The organism is Intrasporangium mesophilum (genome assembly GCF_054783095.1).
The window spans coordinates 1-17,188 of the sequence record NZ_BAAGRF010000022.1 but is presented as its reverse complement, the minus strand read 5'-3'; the positions used below and the strand labels follow the sequence as shown (position 1 = coordinate 17,188).

Here is a 17,188-nt window from a genome sequence, read left to right as displayed (position 1 = left end):
ACCGAGACGAGGCCCGACCGAGACGAGGCCCGACCGAGACGAGGCCCGACCGAGACGAGGCCCGACCGAGACGAGGCCCGACCCTCTGCGCTCCTTTCACCTGGCCCCGGCGGGTCGGCCTGAGGAAGTCGGTCAAGATCCGCGAATCGCGGGACGAGCGCGCGGTCGCAGAGCTGATCAGAGCGGTCGCTGGGATGCTCCTGTTTCACGTGAAACACCGAGCCGGAGCAGGGGCGTGGCCGAGACCACCGATACGTGACCGGATGTCCGGGCGCCCCCAAGGGTCCCTGCCCTGCAAGCCACGAGACAGCTGCTTCACCAGATGATGGGACGACCCCGACCCGGGCGAGCTCCGACTGGTTGGGCACAGGACGCGCCGGAAGCCCACCAGCCCGAAACGCCCCTTCGACGCGGCGCTCGCTGCAGAGGGAACGGTCGCCCACCCAGGACCGGGCGTGCGGGGGCGAGCATGAGGATCGATCTAATCTGACCGTCCGCCGCCCGGGTCCACTCTTCAGGCGAGTCGATGGTGTGGCGGGCGGGACGCGAGACCTTGCGGCGCTGCACATTGCCGATGACGCAGAGTCGACTGAGCTCACCCCAGGTGGGACGCCTTGCCGACCTCCGCACCCGAGGGGCTGGCAACGGCCTCGGCAGTGTGCCGGCGGGACGCGCGGTGCCCGCTCCGGACGGCGAAAGAGTCAGCGTCCGGCGCGAGCTGGCCAGCGTCGGCCACCGCAGGCCCGGCCAGGACGGTGGGCCAGGACGGTGGGCCTGGACGGTGGGCCTGGACGGTGGGCCTGGACGGTGGGCCTGGACGGTGGGCCTGGACGGTGGGCTTGGACGGTGGGCTTGGACGGTGGGCCTGGACGGTGGGCCTGGACGGTGGGCCTGGACGGTGGGCCAGGACGGCTGGTCCACATCGGCCATGCCCGTCGCCCCAGCGGCGGATGGTCGAAGCCGTAGCGAACGAGGCCGATCGCCGGTTCAGGGACCGGTGCGCAAGCAGGGGAGGGAGCGGCCGATGGCGCCACCCTCTCGGGGGGCAGCAGGCTCAAGGCAGGCAGTCAAAGACGAGTCGTCGCAGTGTCCTCAGCCACCCGACTCGGGGATCAGGAACGACCCGACCGGATGCCGGTCGGGCTCACGCGCCCGGATTGGCGTGCGGCTTCATCTTGTGTTTCACGTGAAACACCGGCAACACATCGAGAGCCTGACCCGGCGCACCGGCTCGCGACGAACCATCAGACGGCACACGGAGTTCCACCAGTCGCACCCGTCTACGTTCACGTGAAACACCGGCAACGCGTCGACAGTGACCGGCAGGCGGGCTCGCGACGAACCATAAGACGGGACAAGGCCTTCCACCGCTCCCAGCTGTCCACGTTTCACGTGAAACACGGGACGAGCGCCTCGAAAACTCGAGTGCCCGACACTGTGCATCCGTGCAAGCCGCGCCCTCGCCGAGCACCTAGACTGAACGCCGGACGCGAGGTACGCGTCAGATCACGGCAGAGGGACTGACTGATGGCGGAGAAGCGTCGAGCACTGGGCCGGGGTCTGGGAGCGCTCATCCCCAGCGCGCCGAGCGGGAGCACCAACCGACCCGTTGACGTCTTCTTTCCCGACCAGAAGAGCGCCGACTCCACGGGCGACCACGGCACCCCGTCCGCTGCCGACATCGGCGCCAATGGACACGGCGCCACGTCAGTGCTGTCCACCCAGGACGGCGCCTCGACGCAGTCGCCAGACCAGACCGGACTGGCCGTCGTCCCTGGAGCCGAGTTCGCCGAGGTCGACATCGACTCGATCCGTCCCAACCCGAAGCAGCCGCGCACGGTCTTCGATGAGGACGAGATGGCCGAGCTCGTTCACTCGATCCGCGAGATCGGTGTGCTCCAGCCGATCGTCGTTCGGCGAATCCCCGGCGACCAGGTCGAAGCGGCGGACGGCAAGAAGTTCGAGCTCATCATGGGCGAGCGCAGATGGCGCGCCTCGCAGACAGCCGAGCTTGGCGTCATCCCCGCCATCATCAAGGACACGAGCGACGACGACCTGCTGCGCGACGCGCTCCTGGAGAACCTGCACCGCAGCCAGCTCAACCCGCTCGAGGAAGCTGCGGCATACCAACAGCTGCTCGACGACTTCGGCTGCTCGCACGAGGAGCTCGCGACCCGCATCGGGCGCTCACGCCCGCAGATCTCCAACACCCTGCGCCTGCTCAAGCTCCCACCGCTCGTCCAGCGCCGCGTCGCCGCCGGCGTGCTCAGCGCCGGCCACGCCCGTGCGCTGCTGGGCTTGAGCGACGGCGCCGCGATGGAACGCATGGCGCAGCGGATCGTGGCCGAGGGACTGTCGGTGCGCACCGTCGAGGAGCTGGTGGCCCTTGGCGACGGTGACACCCCGGCCAAGCCTCGACGCCCGCGCGCCGGCACGCGCCACCCTCAGCTGGACCAGTTCACGGTCGGCCTGTCTGACCACCTCGAGACGAGGGTCAACATCGCGTTGGGTCAGCGCAAGGGCAAGATCACGGTCGAGTTCGCCTCGATCGAGGACCTGCGCCGCATCCTTGGCCTGATGGGGGTGTCCGCGCCCACTGAGTGACCACCGTCGGACCGGCGCCGCGAGGCACGCCTCACAGCCACGGCGCCGGCCGTGGGATCCGCACGGCGACGACGTTGTCGACCACGAGCACGTTGGCGCTCGGATCCTTCTGAGCCGCAGCCGCGATCTGGGTGCACTCCTTGGGTGTGCACCACTGCGGGTAGATGCGGTACTGGTCCCACATCATGTTCGTCACCGTGACCGCCGTGATGTTGCCGGCGGTCTTGATGCGCTCCGGCGGGGGCGACCACTTCACCACACGCATCCCGGGATGAGACGCCGATACCGTCGCGCCCTCTTTGACCAAGGCGTCGTACTGGACACGGGTGGCCTGGTGCGCATCGAGATCGGTGCGCCACATCACGGTCCCGACCACGCCGATCACGACCAGCGCCGCCACGCCGGCGACACGAGACCAGCGGAAACCATTGAGCAGCAACGCTGCTGGAATGCACACCGCAGGCCACAGCCACAGGGCGCCACGATCGCCGGTGACTACTCCGGACACCGTGGTCAGCGCGCTGTCGATACCGGCGGCGATGAGGGTGGCACCGAGGACGATGCTGGCAGGCCGTCGAGTTCGACGGTCGGCGACGGACCAGACGATGCATCCCAGGCCAACCACTCCGGCGAGCCCGACAAGAACAGCGTCCTGCCACAGCTGGCCGCCGGCGCGCCCGAGATTCTCCGAGAGATCGGCCAGCGACCGGAGCGGGTTCGGCTTGCGCCAGACCGAGATGGTGACCCCGAACTGGCCGAAGGCAAGCCAGTTGAACGTATAGACGAGCAGGACGCCGAAGCCGTACGACAGCGCGAACCCGACCGCGAGGGCGAGCAGCCGCCGCACCGATGCACCGACCTCGGTCACGGCCACCGCGAAGAGCAACAACGCGGAGACCGGGGGATAGCTCAGCACGGCCAGGCTGACGAACACCAGCATCCACGCCGCCAAGGCGAACCGGTGCCGCCGGGCCAGCGGCAGGGTCCATACGCCAACCGCAACGACGATCATCGACGCCGAAAGCGTCGCCGGCCAGTAGATGAGCATGATCCACACGCCGGAGACCATGAACGTGAACATGACGAGGAAGACCTGCCACGCGCGCCGCAGCGCGAGGAGGCGCACCATCCCCCAGACGTACGCGGCATACGACGTGAAGAAGATCGCGGACGCGACCACGATCGACGTGCGCTGGCCGAGGACGCGCCAGTAGAGCCAGTTGAGCCAGCGGCCTTCGTACCTGTTGCGGTTGAAGATGTTCTGCCCGCCCGGGTCGTTCTTGCGGAGCGTGAACGCCCAGTCGTCGTGCCGGATGAACGGGTGAGTGAGCTGGAGCCACACGCCGGTGACGAGGATGACCAGTGCGATGGCGGCGAGCGGGACGAGCCATCCAGGCCAGGCGCGGGCAGGCCGCGCGGGCGCGGGTGACTCCGCCCCCACCACGGAGGGCTCGGCATACGTCTTCTCGGTCATCGACTCCCCTGCGGTCATGCACGGACTGCTCCACGCTAGCCTGCGCTTCTGCAAGTAATCTTCACGTTGCCATCGACACGGCGCCCTTGAGGCAGCGGTGCCGCAGGATCGCGCTGTCGCGCCAGGCAACACCGCAGCGGCGATCGGGAGGACCAGACGTGCCGGAGGGCCACACGATTCACGCTCTGGCCGACCGACTGAACGGCGCGTTCCGTGGCCACCCGGTCGCTGCCTCGAGCCCGCAAGGCAGGTTCGCCGTCGACGCCGAGCGGCTCGACGGGCGGATCCTGGAGCGCGCGCACGCCTGGGGAAAGCATCTGTTCGTCGAGTTCGGTGATGTCACCCTACACGTGCATCTCGGGCTCATCGGGGCATTCCCGGTCAAACCCCGAGGGGGTATGCCGCCACCCGAGCCCCAGCCCACGGTCCGCCTCCGACTCGTGGGCCGTGAGCACTGGGCCGACCTGCGCGGGCCGATGATCTGCACGGTTGTCGACCCGCGCAGGGAGCGGGAGATCGTCGCCACGCTCGGCCCGGATCCACTCCGCCGCAACCAGCGGCCCGACCGGACCTGGCCGCGAGTCCACCAGAGCCGCAAGACAATCGCCGAGCTCATGATGGACCAGTCCATCATCGCAGGCGTCGGCAACGTCTACCGCTGCGAAGTGCTCCATCGGCTCGCGCTCGACCCGCTGACACCCGGCACAGGGCTCGAGCAAGCGACCTGGAACGCGGTGTGGGACGACCTGACGCTGCTCATGCCGCTCGGGCGCACATTCTCTCAGATCCTCACCATGCCCGACCAGGTCGAAGCGGCCCGACGGCTCCGGCGAAATGGCCGGGCGAGCGCGATCGCCGATCGGCTGACCGGTGAGCGGCTGGGGGACTACTTCGAGCGACGCTTCCTGGTCTACCAGCGCACCGGCGCGCCGTGTCCGAGATGTGGCCGTCCCATCGCCGACCGTCAGGTCGCCGGGCGAACCCTCTACTGGTGTCCGTCCTGTCAGACCGGTTGACCGCGTGACCGGATGACGTCTGCGGCGGGGAGCGGCCGCGTCAACGGCCTCGCCCGGGGGAGCGTGGACGAACGTACGCTGTCCCCGTGCAGCCCCTGCTCACTCTCGGTGACGAAGTCTCCTGGCGCGGCCGCCCGCTGGTCGGTGACCGCGTGCAGACGCTGCTGGCCGTGCTCGCCGCCCACGCGCCCGAGCCGGTCAGCGATGAGCGGCTCATCGACGAGCTCTGGGGTGCCGACCTGCCGACGAACCCAGCCAAGGCATTGCAGGTGGTCGTCTCGCGGGCGCGAACCATGACGGAACGGACGGCCGTCGAACGGGGTCCTGCGGGCTACCGGCTCGGCCTGTCGAGGGAGGACGTCGACGTCCTGCTCGTCGAGGAGCTTGCCGCTAGCGCGGCCGAGCGCCTCCGCTCGGGCGCCGCCGCCGAGGCTGCCGGCCTGGCGAAGACCGCGATCGCCCTGAACGTTGCTCCCACCGCTGAGACCGCGCCACTCGCCGACGTCCGCAGCTCGGCCCGCAGACACGGTCGGTCCGCTCGCCGGACCCTGGCCCTGGCCACGGCAGCTCTCGGTGACCACAACGACGCACTGCCGCTGCTCGTCACCGCCGCCGAGGCGGACCCTGATGACGACGAGGTCATGGCCACGCTCCTGACCAGCGAGGCAGCCGTCGTGGGCCCGGCCGCAGCCCTGACCCGTTACGAGGCGCACCGTCGCGACCTGGCCGAGCGCCTCGGCACTGACCCGGCTCCGCGCCTCGCCCGGATCCACCAACAGCTCCTCGACGCGGACCACCCTGTGCGACAAGGGATTCGGCACTCAGCGACCGAGCTGCTCGGTCGCGCCGACGACCTCAGCAGCATCGGAGCGCTCGTGCGCACGGTTCGTGTCACGTCCATCGTCGGGGCAGGTGGCCTCGGCAAGACCCGCCTCGCACACGTCATCGGTGCCACCGCGGAGCAGTCGGTGGTGCACTTCGTCGAGCTGGTCGGCGTGACCACGTCCGAAGACGTCGTGGGCGAGGTCGGCTCCGCCCTCGGGGTGCGCGACTCCGTCGTCGGCCGCCGCACGCTCACGCCGCGGCAGCGCGCCGACGTCCAGGCGCAGATCGCACAGCAGCTCGACCGCACGCCGACCCTGCTCATCCTCGACAACTGCGAGCACGTCGTCGAGGCCGTTGCGGATCTCGTCGCCTACCTCGTCGCAACCTGTCGTGACGTCGCCGTCCTGACGACATCACGGGCACCGCTCGGGATCGCGGCCGAGCACGTCTACGCCCTCGGCGAGCTGAACCCACAGGACGCCGCAGACCTGTTCCGGCTGCGCGCCCGGGCCGCGCGACCCGGCGTCGCGCTGCACCCGGACGCCGTCCGTGCGGTGGTCGCACGGCTTGATGGGCTGCCCCTGGCGATCGAGCTGGCCGCCGCCAAGGTACGAGCCATGTCGATCGAGGACATCGAACGGCGCCTCAGCGACCGGTTCGCCCTGCTACGCGGCCGCGATCGCTCGGCACCCGACCGCCATCAGACCCTGCTTGCCGTCATCGACTGGTCGTGGAACCTGCTCGCCGGGCCCGAGCGGCGCGCGCTGCGTCGTCTGTCGGTCTTCCACGACGGTTTCACGCTTCAGTCGGCCGAAGCGCTGCTGGGGGACGCCACCCTGACCTCGATCGAGCTGCTGGCCGACCAGTCTCTGGTCGTGGTCCGTGACCTCGAGGACGGGGTGCGCTACCGGATGCTCGAGACGGTCCGTGACTTCGGCAGACTCCAGCTCACCGCATCCGATGACGAGGCGGACGCCCTTGCAGCACAACGAAACTGGGCCACAGGACTGGCAACCCAAGCTGCTGCCCGGCTGTACGGTCCGGACCAGGTCGACGCGATAGACGAGATCGGTCGGGAGGAGGCCAACCTCACCGACGTCCTCCATCGGTCACTTTCGCTGCCGGACCCCGAGGCGGTCGTGGCCTTGGTGGCTGGACTCGGCGGCTTCTGGGCGATCCGTGGCGACAACCCGCGCCTGATCACGCTGGCCGATGCGGTCGAAGCGGCCCTCGACGGGTGGAGGCCACCCGAAGGGCTCGTCGAGACGACGCGCATGGCGGTCGTCGTCCTCGTCACCAACTCGACGGTCGTCGGCATCGAGACACCGGCCGCGCTGGCGCTGCTGCGAGAGCTCGGAGCGGGCGAGCTCCCGAGCTTCACCCGGGCCGCGACCCGGGTCCTGCTCGCCGTCTACGCACAGGACATGGCCGACGTCGAGCCCAGCGAGGCCGAGAGTGTCGTCGCCGACCGCCTCCGGGTGCTCGGGGAGGACCGCGACCCGTTGACCGCGTCGCTCGCCCTGCAGTGGCGGTCCCATCTCCAGGAGAACTCGGGTGACCCCCAGGGAGCGCTCGAGGACGCGTCCGCCGCACTCGCGATCGCCGTCGGCGGCCAGAGCCGGTCGGCGATGGGTCCGTGGGGCGAGGCGCTGCTCAACACCCAGCTCGCCCAGATGAACGCCCAGCTCGGCTACTTCGGCGTGGCGGCTGAGCATGCCCGCCGCGCGATCCCGGTGCTCGAACGGCTCGAGTCGATCGACGACCTCCTCCAGGCCCACACGCTGGTGGCAATGGATGCGCTCGTCGACGGCCGGATCGACGAGGCCGAGGCGATCCTCGACTCGTTCTCCCGCTACGAAGGCGCCTCGATGTTCGGCGGTGGGGTCGTCACGGGAGCTGCCCGCGCCGAGGTCGCTCTGGCCCGCGGTGAGGTGACCAACGCGCTGCGACGGTACGACCAGCTCGCCGTGGACCTCGCCACTCTGCAGGTGCCCGGTCTGAAGGAGGTAACAGGGCTCGAGCCGTGGGCGGTGTTCGGCGAGGCCGTCGCGCTCACGGCACATGCCCGTCACGGCACCGCCGAGGACAGCCGCCGCTACGCGGACTCGGTCGCTCGCAAGGTCACGCGCGTGCTCGACGCCCAGACTCCACTGCTCGACCTGCCCGTCCTCGGCATGGGCCTTTTCGCGCTGGGGGTCTGGAGCCTGTTGCGCGACTCGCGCCCTCCAGCTCAGGGCGCGAAGCTCCTCGTCATGGCCGACGCGCTGGGCTACTCGCGCTTCGTCCCGACCATGGCCTGGGAGACGGCGCTCGCCGAGGCTCAGGACCGCGCCCCGGGCCAGGTGCCGTACTGGCAGGCCGAGTATGCCGGTCAGCGCGGTCGCGAGGTCCTCGACGACGCGCGGGCAGCGCTCGCCGACGCCGGTCTGCTCCGCGACTGAAGGTGATCCGCTGACTGGACGTCCCCGGCGAACTCACCAGCCGGTGAACGGCATACGGCGCAGGACCGGGACCTCCACATACTCATGGCAGCCCAGGATCGGCAGGAGCGTCTTCGGCGGCTGCGGCATCCGGGCCAGGCCTTCGGCCTCCGTGAGGTCACGCGGCATGCCGAGGGTGAGCACCGACCCGCGCAGGTGCATCCGACCGCCACCGGCGGCGCGCAGGTTCGCCAGCCAGTCGACGCCGGAGCCATAGGTGAGAGCGATCGTGACGACCGCGCCGCCGTCGAAGGCCATCATCGGCACGCGGTACGTGCGCCCAGACCGTCGTCCGGTGTGCTCGAGCTCCACGAACCACCCGTGCCCGGCGAGGTGCACCATGCCCTTGTTGAGGAAACGCTTGTTGACCTGGGTGATCGCCTTGGGGATCGGCATCGTCGCCACCTCCTGCACCTAGCCTGCCACGTCGGACCGGCCGGTGGGCGTCGGCGCCCGCGACCACATAAGGGGTCGCGGGCGCCTTTGTGCCGCAAGCGATCAGCGCAACGACCACCGGGCGATCACATGCGACGGCGGTAGGCCCGCACCGACAGCGGGGCGAAGATGGCGACCACTGCGGCGCAGCCGACGAGCGCCCAGCCCACGTCGGCCGTCACGGAGCCGGCGTTGGCGAGGTCACGCACGGCGGACACGACGTGCGACACCGGGTTGATGCTGACGAAGGTGCCGAGCCACCCGGGAAGCGACTCGACGGGCACGAACGCGTTCGACAGGAAGGTCAGCGGGAACAGGATCATGATCGAGATGCCCTGGACCGCCTGGGCGCTGCGCGAGATCGTGCCGGCCCACGCAAAGATCCACGCGAGCGACCACCCGGCGACGATCGCCAGCAGGATCGCGCCGACGACGCCGACGACCCCGCCGGCCGGGCGGTACCCCATGAGGATGCCAGTCAGCATGGTGAGCACATTCGCGATGACGTAGCGGGTGAGGTCCGCCACCATCGGCCCCGCGAGCGGTGAGATGCGCGCGATGGGCAGCGACTTGAAGCGGTCGAAGACGCCCTTGTCCATGTCCTCGCGGAGCTGCACGCCGGTCGCCATGCAGGCGGTCAGGGTGGTCTGCGCCATCATGCCCGGGATGAGGATCGGCAGGTAGGACTGGACGTCGCCGGCGATAGCGCCGCCGAAGATGTACGCGAACATCGCCGTGAAAAGCAGCGGCTGGATCGTGACGTCGAAGAACTGCTCCGGGTTGCGCCGCATCTTCTTCAGCGCACGCCCGGCCATCGTGAAGGTCTGGCTCACGGTGTCGCGCAGCGACACACCGGCGCGCGTTGCGCCGGGGTCGATCGCGGTTGCCCCGCCGGTGGGAGCAAGAGTCGTGGTGGTCATGAGTGCTCCTCGGGGATGCGGCCGTTGGCACGAGCGGCACGGTCGGTCGGGTTGCCGTCGCGGTATGCCGTCGGGCCGGGCTCGCTGGTGGCAGTGGAGTTCTCGTCGTTCTGGTTCTCACCCGTGTCGTGGCCGGTGAGGGCGAGGAACACCTCGTCGAGAGTGGGCTTGCTGACGCTGAACGCGTCGAGCGAGATGTCTGCCTGACGCAGGGCGACGAGCAGCTCGGCAGCCTGGTCGGCACGGTCGAGCGGGACCTGGAGCTGTGCGCGCTCAGGGGTGAGGACTGGCTCGAGCCCGATGACCGAGCTCGAGAGGGTGGCGGCCTCCGCGAGCCGGTCCTGGTCGCGCAGCGTCAGCGACAGGGTCGAGTCGCCGACGGTCGACTTCAGCTCGTCCGGCGTGCCCTCCGCGACCTTGCGGCCGTGGTCGATGACCGCGATCCGGCTGGCGAGCTGGTCGGCCTCGTCGAGGTACTGCGTCGTGAGCAGGACCGTCGAGCCGTCCGCGACGAGCGCCCGGATGGTGTCCCACATCTGGCCGCGGGTGCGCGGGTCGAGCCCGGTGGTCGGCTCGTCGAGGAAGATCAGCGGCGGACGCATGATGAGGCTCGCGGCGAGGTCGAGGCGCCGGCGCATGCCGCCGGAGAACTGCGAGATCTGGCGCGAGGCGGCCTCGGTGAGGTCGAACTTCTCAAGGAGGTCGATGGCGGTCGCCTTGGCGCTCGCGCGGGGGAGCCCTTGAAGTCGGCCGAAGAGGACGAGGTTCTCGGTGGCGGTGAGGTTCTCGTCGACGGACGCATACTGCCCCGTGACGCCGACGAGCTGGCGGATCCGGTGCGGCTCGCGCTGGACGTCGACGCCGAAGATCTCAGCGTGGCCGCCGTCGATGGACAGCAGGGTGGCCAGCATGCGCAGCATGGTGGTCTTGCCGGCGCCGTTGGGGCCGAGGACCCCGAAGACCTCGCCGGGTCGCACCGTGAGGTCGATGCCGTCGACGGCGGTGAAGTCCTTGAACCGCTTGATGAGTCCCTCGGCCTGGACCGCGGGCGTGGCTCCGCCGTCCGGGCCGACGCCGCGCGCATCGCCGTGCGACCCGCTGGGCGATCGGCCGGCGGCGATGCCGTGGGTCGGGATGTCGGTGGTCGTTGTCATGGCTACAGCGTCGGTCGTGCCGGTTTCACGACGCCTTCACGCCGGTTTCACGGACACCGCGGCCGCTGCTGCGGGCACCGGCCCAACCCGGCGGCATAGATTGCTCGCATGGCCCTCAGCGGTTCGCGCCCGGCACCGACCCACGTGCTCGCCCACCTCTCCGACCCCCACCTCATCGCCGGCGGGGGCCTGCTCGCCGGCCACATCGACACCCCCGAACAGCTGCGCAAGGCCCTCGCCCGCGTCGAGGCGTCCGGCGAGAGCATCGACGCGCTCGTCATCTCCGGCGACCTGGCCGACAGCGGCGACCCGGCGGCCTACGCGCTGCTGCGCGAGATCGTCGACCCCGTCGTCGAGCGCCTCGGCTGCGACCTCGTCCTGACGGGCGGCAACCACGACGAGCGGCGGCCGATGTCGCTGGCGTTGTACGGCGAGGACTCCCATGACCCGCACGACACCGTCACGGTCGTGCGCGGGCTGCGCATCATCGCCCTCGACTCCGCCGTGCCGGGGTTTCACCACGGCGGCTTCTCCGACGACCAATATGCCTGGCTGGCAACGGAGCTCGAGACGCCGGCCGAGCACGGCACGATCCTCGTCATCCACCACGCCCCCATCACCTACCGCTCGCCAGTCATGCAGCTGCTCGACTTCGAGGACGTCGAGCGGCTGCGTGATGCCCTCGCCGGCACGGACGTGCGGGCCATCCTCAGCGGTCACCTGCACGTGACGAGCTTCGGGACGCTGGGCGGCATACCGGTGTTCGTCGCGGGTGGCGTCAGCTATGTCGACGACGTCGGTGCCCCACGCGCGCTGCTCATGGGCGTCGACGGCCCGCAGTCGTGGAACCTCATCGAGGTGCACGCCGACCAGGTCGTCGGCACGGTCGCGCCCGTCGAGCAGCACAAGAGCTGGCCGGCCCTGTCCGAAGCGGTCATGGAGTTCATGGAGACGGTGCCCGAGGAGGACCGGCGGACGGTGTTCTCGACTAAGCGCTGATTGTTTTACATTTCGATATTCGTAATGTCGAATCGCTGTCGCCCGGATCGACATGAGGGTGTCACCACCGAAACCCCAGCCACCTTCACCACGAGGAGCGCCACGATGTCCTTCCAGGCCTACTTGGACACGATCGAGAAGAAGACCGGCCTCACCCCGCAGCAGCTGCTCGACGAGGCCGCCACCAAGGGCTACGGCCCCCAGACGAAGGCGGGCGTCGTCATCGACTGGCTCGCCGTCGACCACAGCCTCGGCCGCGGGCACGCGATGGCGCTCTACCACGTGATCAAGAACGGTCCCACGATCAGCGAGAAGCATGTGGGCACCGACGGAACCCACCGGGACGAGTCGCGCGAGCTGCGGCTCGACGGCATCGCCGCGCGCAACGGCGACCCAGCATCGACAGCGAGGAACTGACATGAGCACCAACGAGACCACCGCCGGCACCCTGCAGCAGACCACGTCAGCAGACGGCACCGCCATCGCGTACGAGGCCTACGGCTCTGGGCCCGTCGTCGCCATCGTCGGCGGCGCCTTCTGCGACCGCGGCTCGTTCCGCGACGTCGCCGAGGCGCTCGGCGAGCTCGGCTTCACCGGGGTCGCCTACGACCGTCGCGGTCGCGGGGACAGCGGCGACACTCAGCCGTATGCCGTGCAGCGGGAGGTCGAGGACCTGACCGCCGTGATCACGGCCGCGTCTAGCGCCCCGGGCGAGCCGGCATACGTGTACGGCGTCTCGTCCGGCGGCGCCCTCGTCATCGAGGCCATCGCCGCGGGCGCGCCGATCACCAAGGGCTCGGCGATCGAGGTGCCCTACCGCACCGAGGCCTGGCCGCCGGCACCCGATGACTACATCGGCACGCTCGAGCGGTTCGAGGCGGCGGGCGACCGAGAGGGCATCCTGCGCTACTTCAACACCAAGGCCGTCGGCATGCCGGACGAGATGGTCGACGGGATGCGTGGCACTCCCGCATGGGAGCCGCTGCTGGCACTGACCTACACGGTCAAGTACGACGGACTGTGCCTGGGCGGCGAGGACCAGAGCCTGCCGACCGAGACGTTCGCCAAGGTGACCGTGCCCTTCCTGGCGGTGTGCAGCAGCGGCACCCAGATGCCCTGGCTGCACGACTCGGCCCAGGTCATCGCTGCGGCGCTGCCCACCGCCACCGCGGTCGAGCTCCCGGGTGGCTTCCACGAGGTCCCGGCGCCGACCCTGGCGCCGGCACTCGCGGAGTTCTTCCGAAGCTGACGGCAGCACGCGCCCCTGCTGCGAGGCCTGCGTCGACGGTGCGTCGACGCAGGCCTCGGTGGGCGCGATGGGGCGCGGTAGGGCGCGGTCAGTGGATCCGGTCGACCTGTGAACCGAGGTCGGTCAGCTGCTGGGCCGCGCTGCCGACCGCCACGCTGCCGACCCAGCCAGTGGCTCGCGCATCACGGCGGGCGACGGTGACGCGAGCGGTGTGCGGGCGGCCGGTCTCGTCCACCCAGTGGTGCGTCAGCGTGTCGGTGACGAGCGGGCTGGTCGACGTGAAGGTCAGGTCGATGCCCACTGCCGCGGGGCCGGCGACCCCGCCAGGGTCCGTGGCCTGGGCGGACCCGACGAGTCGTGCTCCGATGAGCGCCGGCCGCACGCTGAGGACGCCGGAGCCGAACTCGAGGTCACGCGCCCCCTCGAAGGTGCACACCGTCGGCGGTGCTTCCGGGTCGCCCACCTCGCCGAGGGCAGGCGGCTCGACCCCGGGCGGGCAGGTCCACGCCTCGAGGCGCCCGGACGGCTCGTCAAGTCCGGGCGTGGCCAGGTCGTCGGTGGCCGCGACCACGCCGCGGTAGACGTTGCCGCCGAGCATCCCGGGGACACCTCCGGTGTCGAGCCACTGCACATACGCCGTGCGCAGGTCCTGGTCGGAGATCGCGCCGCCCGCGTGAGCGGGCGAGCTGAGGGCAAGGATCGGCAAGGCGCCGATCCCCGCGGCGCAGAGCAATCGGATCGTGCTGGTACGCATAGGACTTCCCCTGTCCGGTGATGCCGGCCCTGCTGGCCGGCCGGTCCTATGAGTACGCGACTGACCACCAGAAGGTTGTCACGGACTCGCGGACCGAAGTCCACCCGGCTCGGAAGGCTGGTCGCAGGGTCACCTGGTCAAAGGCGGCCGTGGTCTCAGAGGGTGGGCCCGCCGGGAGCAAGGGTCCACCCGGCGAGCGAGCTGGGGGCCAGGAGGTCACCGGGCGGGCAGTCGGGCCAGAATGGGGTCATGCAGGCGATCAGGCGGGAGGTGCGATGCGCGAGCTCCAGCCGTTGACGCCCGACCGCGTCGGTGACCTCGTCGGTGACTGTGCGCCCTGTACGTTCTGGCAGACCGTGCCGCGAAACGGCCACGCCGGTCCGGCTGACCCGCTCGAGCTCCTCGCCGAATGGGTCGAGACCGTGACCGGCGACTGGGGTCCGCCCGGCCGGGTCGCCTATGTCGACGGCCGGCCCGTCGGACACGTCCTCGTCGCCCCGGCTCGCCACGTCGCGCGGCTCGCCGCGTTCCCGACGTCACCGGCCGACCCGGCCACCCTCATGCTCGTCACAGCGGCCACGGCCGGGCCGGACGCCGGCCGCGGCTTGCGCAAGTCCCTCGTCCAGTCGGCGGCGAAGGACGCCCTGCGGCGGCGCGGCCGTTCGCTCGACGTCGTGGCCGCGCGGCCCCTCGCGGTGGGACGCCACACCTGCGTGCTCGACGTCGGATTCCTCGAGAAGGCCGGGTTCCGAGTCGAGCGCGACCACCCGGCATACCCGCGGCTGCGGATCGACCTTCGCACGGTCGTCACGCTCAAGGACGAGGCGGCAGCCGCGATCACGCGCGCACTCGGCCGCATCCCCGGAGTCCGGCCTGTGCCCGAGACGCATCCGCACGGTCCCAGCCGGGCGCGCTCGGTCGACAGGCCCTGAGGTCAGGAGCCGGTCCGGCCGGCCCGGAGCGGCCCGGCACCGCCCACGGCCTCCGCGCTGCGCATCGCATCGAGGTGTCGGCGCAGGTCGTCGAGCCGCAGCACGCCGGTGCGGGCAGTGTCGGCCTCGCCGAGGTAGACGCGCTGCAGGGCGACGACGACGGCTTCGGCCATGTGGTCGAGCGTGTGGTGGTCAGCCAGCGCGGAGGCGTCGCCTGCGTGGTTGAGGTACCCGACGTCGAGCCGCACTGCAGGCATCCTGGTGTGCCGCAGCAGCGGCCAGGTGCGGGCGTGCGAGCGGCAGTCGGTCAGGCCGGTGCGGGCCACCACCTCACGCAACAGGAGGTCGGCGAAGTGCTCGCCGATCGTCGACCAGCCGATCCCGTCGGCATGGCCGTAGAAGAACGTCGCCACACCGTGGCCCGACTCCGTGGACGAGTGGTCGGAGTGCAGCGACAGCACGAGGTCCGCGTCGCAGGAGTTGGCGAAGGCCGCGCGGTCCTCGTCGGAGCCCCCGTCGGTTGCGGTGGTGCGGGTGAAGACCACGCTCACGCCGTACGCAGACAGCCGGCCTTCGATCCGGCGGGCCAGGTCGAGCGTCAGGACGCCCTCGACGAGGCCGCGGGCGCCGCGTACTCCACGGTCGGCGCCGCCATGACCCGGGTCGAGCACGATGGTCCGCCCGCTCAGGCTGAAGCCCGACCGTCTGATCTGCTCGCGCTCCCGCAGTGCGTTGGCGGAGCCGCCGCTCACCGACCTCGTCAGCCCGGCGAAGGCCCGCATCGTCTCGGGACCGACCGTGCCGTCCGGGACGAGTCCGACCCCTGCCTGGAAGGCCCGCACCCCGGCATCGGTGTTGGGTCCGTGGATGCCGTCGACCTTGCCCGGGGTGAACCCCAGCTCGGCGAGGCGGGACTGGAGCGACACGACGTCGTCGCCCTCGATGAAGTGCTCCGGGATGTACCGCAGCACGCGGTCCCCGAGGGTCCACCGGGCACCGTCCAGGACGGCATAGGTCGAGCGGCCGACGACGCCGTCGACGAGCAGCCCACGGCGCTGCTGGAACGACTTGACCGCCGCCTCGACGCGCTCGTCGAAGATCGGGTCGCCGTAGCGGTCGGTGTGGCCGGGACCGCCGGGCAGGTCTCCTGAGAGGACGAGGCGCTCGCAGACCGCCGCCACCGCTGGGCCCGAGTCACCGCGTCGGAGCACGACGAACTGTGGAGGGGTCATCTCGGCTCCTTCCTTTGGGAGGGCCCGAGCCGGGGTGCAGCTGGCTTCGCGAAGGGGTCGGGCTCGTCGGGGGCCGTGTTGCAGCGTAGTACGCCAAGGGGGTGGCGCCCGCAGAACAACGTGGCAGACCACCCCCAGTCGCACCTGGTCAGGCGATGAACTCCTCGAGCTCACGCAGCAGCTTCGGCTTCGGGTGAGCGCCGACGATCGACTTCACGACCTGGCCCTTGACGTACACGTTGAGCGTCGGGATCGAGACGACCCCATAGCGGGCAGCAGTGTCGACGTTCTCGTCGGTGTCGAGCTTGACGATCTCGATCTTGTCGCCGTACTGCTCGTTGATCTCCTCGAGGATCGGGGCGACCTTGCGGCACGGCCCGCACCACGTCGCCCAGAAGTCGACGAGCACGGGCTTCTCGCTCATGAGGACGTCGTCGGCGAAGGTGGCGTCGGTCGTGTTCTTCAGTGCCATGGAGATTCCTTTTCGTATGCCGGTGGGCTGGCGGTCGCTGGGTGTGGCCGGAGGTCGCTGGGAGGTCGGCGGCTCGAGTCCGCCCGAGATCAGGCTAGGAGGTCGCGCCGACGCCGGCGCCGGTCGGCGAGGGGATCGGACCGGAGTCGGTCTCGTCGATGAGGCGGGCTTCTTCGGCGGCGGCCTCGGGGGTGGTGGTGTCGGCCAGGGCGGCGAGGTAGTGCTCGGCGTCCAGGGCGGCCGCGCAGCCGGTGCCGGCGGCGGTGATGGCCTGGCGGTAGGTGTGGTCGACCAGGTCCCCGGCGGCGAACACGCCGGGCACGTTGGTGCGGGTGGAGCGTCCGTCGACCAGCACGTAGCCGGCCTCGTCGAGGTCGACCACGCCCTTGACGAGCTCGTTGCGCGGGTCGTGCCCGATCGCCACGAACAGGCCGGTGACCGGCAGCTCGCGGGTCTCCCCGGTGCGGGTGTCGGCCAGGGTCACCCCGGACAGGCGGCCCTGGCCGTGCAGCTGGGTGACTTCGGAGTTCCAGGCGAACCGGATCCGGTCGTTGGCGAGGGCGCGCTCGGCCATGATCTTGGAGGCCCGCAGCTGCTCGCGGCGGTGGATGATCGTGACCGTGCGGGCGAACTTGGTCAGGA

General features: G+C 70.4%; 15 protein-coding genes. 7 read left to right on the top strand and 8 right to left on the bottom strand.

The genetic code is table 11. From position 1 onward, the window contains the following. The first annotated feature begins 1,527 nt into the window (after nt 1-1,527). A complete protein-coding gene (locus ACYVLP_RS17990) occupies nt 1,528-2,604 on the top strand; it encodes a ParB/RepB/Spo0J family partition protein (protein WP_460628710.1) in 1,077 nt (358 codons plus the stop codon). Between the two features lie 31 nt (nt 2,605-2,635). On the opposite strand, the gene ACYVLP_RS17985 is transcribed toward ACYVLP_RS17990, so the two are convergent. Continuing rightward, nucleotides 2,636-4,096, bottom strand: coding sequence for a hypothetical protein (locus ACYVLP_RS17985; protein ID WP_460628709.1), 1,461 nt, complete (start codon nt 4,094-4,096; stop codon nt 2,636-2,638). A 140-nt stretch (nt 4,097-4,236) separates the two neighbouring features. Here ACYVLP_RS17985 and ACYVLP_RS17980 point away from each other — a divergent pair, with 140 nt between their 5' ends. Both ACYVLP_RS17980 and ACYVLP_RS17975 read left to right on the top strand, forming a co-directional pair. Beyond that, entirely contained in the window at nt 4,237-5,094 is an 858-nt protein-coding gene (locus ACYVLP_RS17980; RefSeq protein WP_460628708.1) for an Fpg/Nei family DNA glycosylase, read from the top strand. An 86-nt stretch (nt 5,095-5,180) separates the two neighbouring features. After that, nucleotides 5,181-8,360 (top strand): BTAD domain-containing putative transcriptional regulator, encoded by a 3,180-nt coding sequence (locus ACYVLP_RS17975; RefSeq protein ID WP_460628707.1) that lies wholly within the window; start codon nt 5,181-5,183, stop codon nt 8,358-8,360. Nucleotides 8,361-8,393: 33 nt separating this feature from the next. Here ACYVLP_RS17975 and ACYVLP_RS17970 read toward each other — a convergent pair whose 3' ends face one another. The 3 genes from ACYVLP_RS17970 to ACYVLP_RS17960 all read right to left on the bottom strand — a co-directional run bounded on the left by ACYVLP_RS17970 (nt 8,394) and on the right by ACYVLP_RS17960 (nt 10,908). Further along, complete coding sequence (locus tag ACYVLP_RS17970; protein WP_460628706.1) at nt 8,394-8,795, bottom strand: PNPOx family protein; 402 nt, start codon at nt 8,793-8,795, stop codon at nt 8,394-8,396. A 125-nt stretch (nt 8,796-8,920) separates the two neighbouring features. Beyond that, nucleotides 8,921-9,754, bottom strand: coding sequence for an ABC transporter permease (locus ACYVLP_RS17965; RefSeq protein WP_460628705.1), 834 nt, complete (start codon nt 9,752-9,754; stop codon nt 8,921-8,923). Continuing rightward, nucleotides 9,751-10,908, bottom strand: coding sequence for an ATP-binding cassette domain-containing protein (locus ACYVLP_RS17960; protein WP_460628704.1), 1,158 nt, complete (start codon nt 10,906-10,908; stop codon nt 9,751-9,753). Before ACYVLP_RS17960 ends, ACYVLP_RS17965 begins: the two co-directional genes overlap by 4 nt. Before the next feature lie 108 nt (nt 10,909-11,016). Here ACYVLP_RS17960 and ACYVLP_RS17955 point away from each other — a divergent pair, with 108 nt between their 5' ends. The 3 genes from ACYVLP_RS17955 to ACYVLP_RS17945 all read left to right on the top strand — a co-directional run bounded on the left by ACYVLP_RS17955 (nt 11,017) and on the right by ACYVLP_RS17945 (nt 13,156). Continuing rightward, nucleotides 11,017-11,907: a metallophosphoesterase gene (locus ACYVLP_RS17955; protein WP_460628703.1), complete on the top strand. Its 891-nt coding sequence runs from the start codon at nt 11,017-11,019 to the stop codon at nt 11,905-11,907. Nucleotides 11,908-12,012: 105 nt separating this feature from the next. Then, complete coding sequence (locus ACYVLP_RS17950; protein ID WP_460628702.1) at nt 12,013-12,324, top strand: DUF4287 domain-containing protein; 312 nt, start codon at nt 12,013-12,015, stop codon at nt 12,322-12,324. 1 nt (nt 12,325) lies between these two features. Further along, nucleotides 12,326-13,156 (top strand): alpha/beta fold hydrolase, encoded by an 831-nt coding sequence (locus tag ACYVLP_RS17945; protein WP_460628701.1) that lies wholly within the window; start codon nt 12,326-12,328, stop codon nt 13,154-13,156. 88 nt (nt 13,157-13,244) lie between these two features. On the opposite strand, the gene ACYVLP_RS17940 is transcribed toward ACYVLP_RS17945, so the two are convergent. Further along, complete coding sequence (locus ACYVLP_RS17940) at nt 13,245-13,910, bottom strand: hypothetical protein (RefSeq protein ID WP_460628700.1); 666 nt, start codon at nt 13,908-13,910, stop codon at nt 13,245-13,247. Between the two features lie 275 nt (nt 13,911-14,185). On the opposite strand from ACYVLP_RS17940, the gene ACYVLP_RS17935 reads away from it, so the two are divergent. Next, nucleotides 14,186-14,842: a GNAT family N-acetyltransferase gene (locus ACYVLP_RS17935; protein WP_460628699.1), complete on the top strand. Its 657-nt coding sequence runs from the start codon at nt 14,186-14,188 to the stop codon at nt 14,840-14,842. A 2-nt stretch (nt 14,843-14,844) separates the two neighbouring features. On the opposite strand, the gene ACYVLP_RS17930 is transcribed toward ACYVLP_RS17935, so the two are convergent. The 3 genes from ACYVLP_RS17930 to ACYVLP_RS17920 all read right to left on the bottom strand — a co-directional run. Further along, complete coding sequence (locus ACYVLP_RS17930; protein ID WP_460628698.1) at nt 14,845-16,074, bottom strand: N-acetylmuramoyl-L-alanine amidase; 1,230 nt, start codon at nt 16,072-16,074, stop codon at nt 14,845-14,847. A 148-nt stretch (nt 16,075-16,222) separates the two neighbouring features. After that, the gene (gene trxA, locus ACYVLP_RS17925) at nt 16,223-16,546 is read right to left on the bottom strand and encodes a thioredoxin (protein ID WP_452271889.1); all 324 of its coding nucleotides are present in this window, start codon (nt 16,544-16,546) and stop codon (nt 16,223-16,225) included. 94 nt (nt 16,547-16,640) lie between these two features. Further along, nucleotides 16,641-17,188 (bottom strand): NAD(P)/FAD-dependent oxidoreductase (locus ACYVLP_RS17920; protein WP_460628697.1); only part of this gene is annotated, 548 nt, incomplete at its 5' end.